Here is an 8,500-nt window from a genome sequence, read left to right on the forward strand (position 1 = left end):
AGTTCTTGTTCGCGCCCACGGTGCCGTCGCCGCCGAGGCCCCAGAACTTGCACTCGATGGTGCCGGGGGCGGCGGTATTGGGGGCGGGCACCTCGGGAAGCGAGAGGTTCGTCACATCGTCCACGATGCCGATGGTGAACTGGCGGCGCGGCTCGTCCTTCTCGAGTTCGGTATACACGGCGAAGACCGAGGAGGGCGGGGTGTCCTTCGAGCCCAGGCCGTAGCGGCCGCCGGTGACCACGATGTCGTCGCGGCCCTCGACGGCAAGGGCGTTCACCACGTCCATGTACAGAGGCTCGCCGATGGAACCGGGCTCCTTGGTGCGGTCGAGCACGGCGATCTTCTTCACGGTGGCGGGCAGCGCGGCCGCGAACTTCTCGGTCATGAAGGGGCGGTACAGGCGCACCTTCACGAGGCCCACCTTCTCGCCTTGGGCGGTCAGATAGTCGATGACCTCCTCGGCCACGTCGCAGATGCTTCCCATGGCCACGATGACGCGCTCGGCGTCCGGGGCGCCGTAGTAGTTGAACAGCTGGTAGTTGGTGCCCAGCTTGGCGTTCACCTTCTCCATATACTCCTCCACCACGGCCGGCAGGTCGTTGTAGATGGAGTTGCAGGACTCGCGGTGCTGGAAGAAGATGTCGCCGTTCTCATGGGAGCCGCGCATGGCCGGGCGCTCCGGGTTCAGGGAGTGCTCGCGGAAGGCGCGCACGGCGTCCATGTCGCACATATCGGCGAGGTCCTCGTAGTCCCACACCTGGATCTTCTGAACCTCGTGGGAGGTGCGGAAGCCGTCGAAGAAGTTGAGGAACGGCACGCGGCCCTTGATGGCGGCCAGATGCGCCACGGCGGACAGGTCCATGACCTCTTGCACGTTGCCCTCGGCGAGCATGGCGAAGCCGGTCTGACGACAGGCCATGACGTCGGAGTGGTCGCCGAAGATGTTGAGCGCCTGGGTGGAGACGGTGCGGGCCGACACGTGGAAGACGGTCGGCAGCTGCTCGGCGGCGATCTTGTACATGTTGGGGATCATGAGCAGCAGGCCCTGGCTGGCCGTGTAGGTGGTGGTCAGCGCGCCGGTGGCCAGCGAGCCGTGCACGGCACCCGCCGCTCCGCCCTCGGACTGCATCTCGCACACCTTCACCGTGGTGCCGAAGATGTTCTTGCGGCCCTGGGCAGCCCAAATGTCGACGAAGTCGGCCATGGGGCTCGAGGGAGTGATGGGGTAGATGCCGGCAACCTCGGTGAACGCGTAGGACACGTGCGCCGCGGCGTTGTTGCCGTCCATCGACTTCAGAACTCTCGTCATGTTCCTCTCCTTTGCATCTGGCCCGCACGGAATCGGCCGGCTTGCGGCCTCGCGAACATCCGCGGGGTGGTACTGTCGCGGAGAGGTCGAGAGGACGAAGCGCACCGACCGTGCCGGTCGGATTTGCTCTGCGAACAGAAATACCTTTTGGATATTAGCAGCAGCGCCGCGCCTGACGCGCCGTCAAGCGCGGCGGCGCTCCCCCAGCAGCCCTCCCCCGTCGGTCGGCGGGTGTGCGGCCAGCTGGCAGCCGCAAGCGGCACGCGGCGAGATACCCGGCAAATGCCCTTGCAGCAGACGTGCTTGCGGGAAGCGCCCTTACGTCAGGCACGCTTGCGACAAACGCGCTTGCGAGAAGCGCCCTTCCGGAAGTCGCCGCGACATGGCGCTGAAAGCCGGAAAGTCGCCCTCTGGAGCGGCGGGTGCGAAAAACAGCCACTCGATGACGGAAAGTCGCCCTCTGCGGGCGACTTTCCGTCATTCGGCACCGAAGCTGAGGGCGGACGAATGCCGAAATCCCAGATCGGGGCAAATCAAGCGCGATGGCAGCTCTCGACGGCAACGAAATCGGGCGACTTTTCGCCATAGAGTGCCGCTTTTTCGAAAGGCCGGATCGACGGGGCGAATCGGCCGAAGCCGGCGAGCCCTCCGCGAAAGCCTCGGGAGTCGGTGATTTGCTGTGGGGTTTCGCGGCAGGTCGGCGGGGCGCTTCTATAATAAGTGCGAACGAAACGAGAAAGGACCTCCCGTGGCCCATCCGCAGCCCTCCTTCGCCCGCACTGCGACGCCGACCCCCTCCATCCGCCAAAACGCCGGGGATCCCGTCCGCCGTGACCCCATTGCCGCACTCGGGCATGTCGCGCCCGGCCACGCCCGCGCGCCCCTCACCCGCCGCGCCTTCGTGGCCGGAGCGGCGTCCCTCGCCGCGGGCGCGGCGCTCGGCCTGGCCGGGTGCTCGGTGGAAGAGCCCCTGGAGCCGGCACCCGAGCCCGACGGGGACTCCCCCGCGCCGACGCCCGAGATCGAGAGCGGCGTGGCCGGCACGCTCGCGGCGGCCGTCGCCTACGCGGACGGCACCCCCAACCCCGTCGGCTGCGCGTCGGGGCTGTTCCTGGCCGCCAACTGGCATGTGTTCGAGGGCCTCTACGAGCTGAACATGCACACCTACCGCGCCGAGCTCGGGCTGGCGGCGGCCGATCCCGTGCAGATAGACGACCTCTCCTTCGAAGTGTCGCTGCGCGAGAACGCGGTGTTCTCCGACGGCACTCCCCTGACGGTGGACGATGTGGTGAACGCCTTCACGCGCAACATGGCCGACGAGCTCTACGGCGCGTTCTTGTCGTTCATCAGCGGCGTTGCCGCCAAGGACGAGACCACGGTGCGCTTCAGCTTGTCCGCTCCCATGGGGTCGCTTCTGCGCGAGCGGTTGGCGCTCGTGCGCATATTCCCCGCGTCGCTGACCGACGAGGAGCTGGCGCAGAGGCCCTTGGGCTCGGGGCCGTGGTGCTATGAAAGCGTGAACGCCGCTGACGGCGGCAGCATCGTCTTCACCCCGAACCGCCGCTACGAGGGACCCTACCCGGCCACCTGCAACCGCATGGAGTGGTCCGTCATCCTCGACGACGAGGCGCGCACGCAAGCGCTCGTCGACCGCCGGGTGCTGGCTATGGAGGCGGCACCGGAGGTGCTCACCGAGGACATCGTGGCCGCCGGGGCGTCGATCGACTACGTGCCGGGCTGCGAGCTGCCCTTCCTGATGTTCAACTGCGCCCGTCCGCCCTTCGACGACGTCCGTGTGCGCCAGGCGCTGCTGTACGCCTTGGACGTCGACTCCCTGATCGGCGAGGTCATGGCCGGCCATGCGCGGGCGGCCACGAGCCTGCTGCCCGACTACTTCCGCGGCTACCATCGCGCTTCCACCGTGTACAGCTACGATCCCGAGAAGGCCCGCAAGCTTCTGGCGGAGGCCGGCGTGGAGGAGCTTGCCCTCACCCTGCGTGTGAACGACAACTGGGTGAGCGCCCTTGCCCCTCTCATCGTGCGTGACTGGAAGGCCGTGGGCGTGACCGCCGAGGTGGTGCCGCTCGACACCGCGGCGCTGTTCGCAGACATCTCGACGCCGCCGGAGCCCGCTACGCTGCTGCCCTTCGACGTGGTGCTCTCGCCGGGCGACCCGTCGTGCTTCGGCAACGATCCCGACCTCATCATGAGCTGGTGGTACGGCGACAACACCTGGACGCGCGCTCGCACCTGCTGGGCCGGCACGCCGCAGTTCGACGAGCTGGCCGAGCTCATGGCGCAGGCTCGCGCCACCACCGAGGAGGGCCCGCAGCAGGAGCTGTGGAACCAGTGCTTCGACATCATCGCCGCCGAGGCGCCCCTCTATCCGCTCTTCCATCGCGAGATAGCCACGGCCTACTACGACGCCCAGCTCGACGGCTACGACCCCATCGGCGCCACCGGGCTGCTCTTTCTGGGCACCACCCCCATGAAGGAGACGAGCCCCATCTAGGGCGCCCTCCGGCGCACGGCGAAGGGGCCGGGGAATCGTATCCGCTCGCAAGGCCGCCGCGGCCCCGCTAACCCTCCGCAGGACCGCGGCAGTGCGCCGGGGCGGCCCGCCCCCCCCCGGCCGGGACACGGCTACTTCCAGAACAGGGCGGTCTGCAGCAGGTCCTGGTAGGCCCACGGGTACACGTCCGAGTACCAGCCGGTCTCGGGGACGAAGCACAAAAGCAGGCTGTAGGTGACGCTTGCGGCCACGAGCACAAGGAACACCCTCAGCATGAGGTCGTAGGCGCCCCGCGTATGGGAGAGCTGCTCGTTCACCACGAAGCACAAAAGCATGGCCGCGGCCAGGAACATGAAGCTGAAGTCGGCGTAGTAGCGCTGCAGGATGCCGGCGAGCTCCGCGTCGGCCAAAGCCACGATGACGCCGGACGCCAGCAGCACGACGATGACGCCCATGATGGTGCGGCTCGAGCGCTGGCGCGCGCGCATCTTCAGGATGCGCCGCGAGAAGGCGAGCACCCACAGCACCGGCAGGCAGGCGAGGATACCCCCGAAAGTGGCCTCCTTGATCGTCTGGCCCATGTAGGTGGTGTCGAAGGGGGCGGCCTGCAGAAACGGAAACACGCCGGTCATGCAGGGCGGCTGGAGGAAATAGGTGAAGAACGCCGGCGCCAGACGGCCCAGGTTCATGCCGCGCTTGGTCATGTCGTTCACGGTGAGGTTGTAGTTCGCCCCGAAGTCGGTGAGCGAGCCGAACCGCGCGTAGTTGTAGCCCATGATGCCCGCCGCCACCATCGCATAGGGCGCCACCAGACAGGCGAACTCCCGCGCGCCGGCCGGGGTGAGGAGGCGCCGCTCGGTGATGTAGGTGCGCCAGAACAGCGGGAAGGCCAGAAGCGACAGCACGAGCAGCTGCGGGCGGCACCCCGCCACGAGAGCCATGCACAGCGACCCGGCGAACAGCCACAGGCAGCGCCGCCGCGCGGCGGCCCCGCGCGACCAGCAGTACAGCCCCCATACCGAGAAGGCTAGCCCGCACATGATGGGCAGCGAGTAGAACGTCGGGAACTTCACGAGGTACAGGATGCCGCTGCAGGCCACGAGCGGTATCTGCAGCAGCAGGTACACGCCCAGCGTGACCGAGCGGAAGTGGTAGCGCGCGAACCGGTCGAGGAGCGCCGTGGCCCCGAGCACGAAGGCGATGGCCATGACGAGCACGCCGATGGCCGTGGGGAAGTTCGCGCCCGTGGCCAGGTAGAAGGGCAGGTAGAACAGCAGCACCGGCACCACGCCGAAGTACACGTAGTAGTGTCCGTCGAAGTAGGCCACGTCGAACAGGTAGGGCTCGCCGGTGGCCTTCTGGGCCTCATCGCGGGCGCCCTTGTCGTAGGGATCGTCCATGGCCTTCAGCCACTCGGGCGGCTCCTCGTCCAGGTACAGGCGTCCCTCGGCCATGGCCCGCGCCAGCTCGGCGTACTGCTGGGCGTTGTCGCCGCCCACTTCGAAGGTGTTCACCACCGAGGCGCCGTCCCACGAGCCGTAGTTGTAGGTTGCCGTGGCCACGCCCACCTGGTTCGAGCCGTAGAACAGGAACAGCGACAGCAGAACCACCTCCACCGCCACGGCGGCGATGATGCCCGCCTTCGACTTGCGGGGGTTCTCCACGATGCGAATGCGGTAGATGGCCGAGGAGGGCCTGAAGGCGTAGCCGAGCAGGAGCACCCCGAGCACGCCGACGAAGCGCCAGCCGTTGAAGGAGAAGGGGCGGTGCGCGTTCAGGTACAGCCCGTCGAGCAGAAGCGGGTAGGACACCTCGTCCCCGTCGGCGCCGCCCACGACCTCGATGCGCAGGTTCTCCACGCGCCCGGCGGTCTGGAGGTTCACGTACTTGCTCTGCTCCACCTTCGTGGACACCTCGGCGAGGGGCACGCCCACGGTGTACTCGGTGGAGTCGAAATAGGTCTGATGCGCGTCGTCGGTGAACTGGATCTTCACAGACACCAGCTGCGCGGGCTGGCCCGACGCGAAGTCGAGCTTGATGTTGTGCACCTCGGTATTGAGGTTCGAGAACTCCATGACGTGGTCGACCGCCGTGAGGCTGTAGCTGCCATCCTCGTTCTGGGCGAGCTTCAGCCGGTCGGTGAGGTCGATGGTGTGGTAGCCGGCAGTGGCGAAGTAGTTCATGTTGAACACGAACACCTCGAGCATAAGCGCGATGGCCACGAGCACAGCCACGGCACGGGTCACGCGCGCCAGGCTGCCGCGGTAGATGAGCATGAAATGCTCGAAGGTATAGGCTATGTTCTCGCGCACGGTGGGCATAGGCCCCATTATAGGGAAATCCCGCACCCCCGAGGAGGAGATGCGGGATTCAAAAGGCAAACAGTCGCGGCAATCGCGCGAGATCGCCGAATGCGCTGAGCGGAAGAGCCGCCGCCCTTAGGCGAGCGCCTCCTTCACGTCGGCGTAGACCACCTCGGGGTCGCGGTCGCCGTCGATGGTGACGAGCAGATCGCAGCCGCGGTAGTAGTCGATGAGCGGGCTCGTGGAGGTCTCGTACACGTCGAGGCGATTGCGCACGGTGGCCTCGTTGTCGTCGTCGCGCTGGTACATCTCGCCGCCGCACTTCGGGCAGGTATCCCCATCGGCCGCGCTGCCGATGTAGCCGCAGGCGCGGCACATGCGGCGGGACGTGAGTCGGCCCACGATAACCTCGGGATCCACGTCGATGAGCAGGGCCGCATCCAGCGGACGGCCCAGCTTGGAAAGCTCGGCGTCGAGCGCCACGGCCTGGGCCGAGGTGCGGGGGAAGCCGTCCAGGATGAAGCCGTTGGCCGTATCGGCGTCCTGCAGACGCTCGGTGACCAGGCCGATGATGACGTCGTCGGGAACCAGGTCGCCGGCGTCCATGTAGGACTTGGCCTTCAGACCCAGCTCGGTCCCGGCCGCCACCGCCGCGCGCAGCATGTCGCCCGTGGAGATGTGCGGAAGCTCGAACTCCTGCACCAGCTTGGCCGCCTGGGTGCCCTTGCCAGCACCGGGTGCTCCCAGAAGCACGATGTTCATGAAAACATCCTTTCGTTTCGAGTCGCGGCTCTTCTACTTGAAGAAGCCCTCGTAGTTGTACATCTTCAGCTGACTCTCGATCTTGCTCATGGTGTCCAGCGCAACGCCGATCATGATGAGGATGGACGTGCCGCCGAAGGCCTGGATGAGCTGATTGTTCGTGAAGTAGAAGATGATGGTGGGCACCACGGCGATGGCCGCGATGAAGATGCCGCCCGGAAGCGTCACGCGGTTGATGACGTTCTTGATGTACTGCACGGTAGCCGTACCGGGGCGCACGCCGGGGATGAAGCCGCCCTGCTTGCGGATGTTGTCAGCGGTCTCCTCGGGGTTGAACACCATGGAGGTGTAGAAGTACGCAAAGAACACGATAAGCAGCACCGTGAGCAGCCAGTTCAGCCAGCCGGTGGAGCACCAGTTCGCGAACGTGGTCAGCCACTCCACATTGAAGATGGCCGCCAGCTGCGCCGGGAAGTAGATGAGGCAGCTCGCGAAGATGATCGGGATAACGCCCGCGGCGTTCACCTTCAGCGGGATGTAGGTGGACTGGCCACCCATCATCTTGCGGCCCTGGACGCGCTTGGCGTAGTTCACCGGGATGCGGCGCTGGGCGCGCTCGACGAAGATGATCATCGGGATGCACACCAGCACCACGGCCAGGATGACGAGGGTGAGCGCGATGCCCGTACCCATGTCGCTCGTGAGGTTCACCGACGAGAAGATGGCGGAGGGCACGCGGGACACGATGCTCACGAAGATGATGAGCGACATGCCGTTGCCGATGCCGCGCTGAGTGATCAGCTCGCCCATCCACATGATGAACGCGGTGCCGGCCACGAGGGTGAACACGATGATGGCATCCGTGAGCAGCTCGGGAACCTCGGTGGAGAACTGCACGCCGTAGGCCGGCGACTTGAACAGCAGCAAGTAGCCGATCGCGTTGATCAGGCCCAGGCCCAACGTGAGGTAGCGGGTGACCTGGGTGATCTTGCGGCGCCCGGTGTCGCCTTCGCGGGCCCAGCGGCCCACAGCCGGGATAACGCCCTGCATCAGCTGCATGATGATGGATGCGGTGATGTAGGGCATGATGCCCAGCGAGAACACCGAGAAGTTGGACAGCGCGCCACCGGTGAACAGGTCCAGCATGGTCATGGCCACGCCGGTGTCCTGGAAGGCCGTGGCAAACTCATGGAAGGGAATGCCCGGAACCGGCACGTAGGCGCCGAAGCGATAGAGCGCGAGAATCGCCAGCGTGAAGAGGATCTTCTTGCGCAGCTCCGGAACCTTGAATGCGTCAAGAATAGACCTTAGCAAGGCTCTTCGACCTTTCCTCCAGCCGCCTCGATCTTCGCCTTGGCGGTAGCGGACACCTTATCGACGCGCACGGTGAGGGCCTTGGTGATCTCGCCGTCGCCGAGCACCTTCACGAGGGCGTCGGCATGCTTGATGATGCCCTTGGCCTTCAGGGAGTCGCCGTCCACCACGTCGCCGGCCTCGAACTTGGCCTCCAGGCGGCTCACGTTCACGGGCAGGTACTCGACGCGGTTGAAGTTGCGGAAGCCGGGGAGCTTCGGCAGACGACGGGCGAGCGGGGTCTGGCCGCCCTCGAAGCCG

At 66.3% G+C, this 8,500-nt stretch carries 5 protein-coding genes and 1 pseudogene; 1 reads left to right on the top strand and 5 read right to left on the bottom strand.

Annotated features, from left to right (window positions below):
• Window positions 1-1,309, bottom strand: a pseudogene (locus Q5064_RS11120) (pyruvate:ferredoxin (flavodoxin) oxidoreductase); the annotation flags it as partial.
• Window positions 1,310-2,057: 748 nt separating this feature from the next.
• On the opposite strand from Q5064_RS11120, the gene Q5064_RS11125 reads away from it, so the two are divergent.
• The gene (locus Q5064_RS11125; RefSeq protein ID WP_302964696.1) at window positions 2,058-3,821 is read left to right on the top strand and encodes an ABC transporter substrate-binding protein; all 1,764 of its coding nucleotides are present in this window, start codon (window positions 2,058-2,060) and stop codon (window positions 3,819-3,821) included.
• A 131-nt stretch (window positions 3,822-3,952) separates the two neighbouring features.
• Here Q5064_RS11125 and Q5064_RS11130 read toward each other — a convergent pair whose 3' ends face one another.
• The 4 genes from Q5064_RS11130 to rplO all read right to left on the bottom strand — a co-directional run.
• Window positions 3,953-6,142, bottom strand: a complete 2,190-nt coding sequence (locus Q5064_RS11130) for a cytochrome C oxidase Cbb3 (RefSeq protein ID WP_302964698.1) — start codon at window positions 6,140-6,142, stop codon at window positions 3,953-3,955.
• A gap of 117 nt (window positions 6,143-6,259) precedes the next feature.
• Entirely contained in the window at window positions 6,260-6,886 is a 627-nt protein-coding gene (locus Q5064_RS11135) for an adenylate kinase (RefSeq protein ID WP_302964699.1), read from the bottom strand.
• A 33-nt stretch (window positions 6,887-6,919) separates the two neighbouring features.
• On the bottom strand, window positions 6,920-8,200 hold the full coding sequence (secY, locus tag Q5064_RS11140) for a preprotein translocase subunit SecY (RefSeq protein ID WP_302964700.1): 1,281 nt from the start codon (window positions 8,198-8,200) through the stop codon (window positions 6,920-6,922).
• Window positions 8,194-8,500, bottom strand: a 307-nt coding sequence (rplO, locus tag Q5064_RS11145) for a 50S ribosomal protein L15 (protein WP_302964701.1), incomplete at its 5' end; no start/stop codon positions are given. The genes secY and rplO, both read right to left, overlap by 7 nt.

Origin of the sequence: uncultured Adlercreutzia sp. (assembly GCF_958431955.1) — a bacterium.
Taxonomy (GTDB): Bacteria; Actinomycetota; Coriobacteriia; order Coriobacteriales; family Eggerthellaceae; genus Adlercreutzia.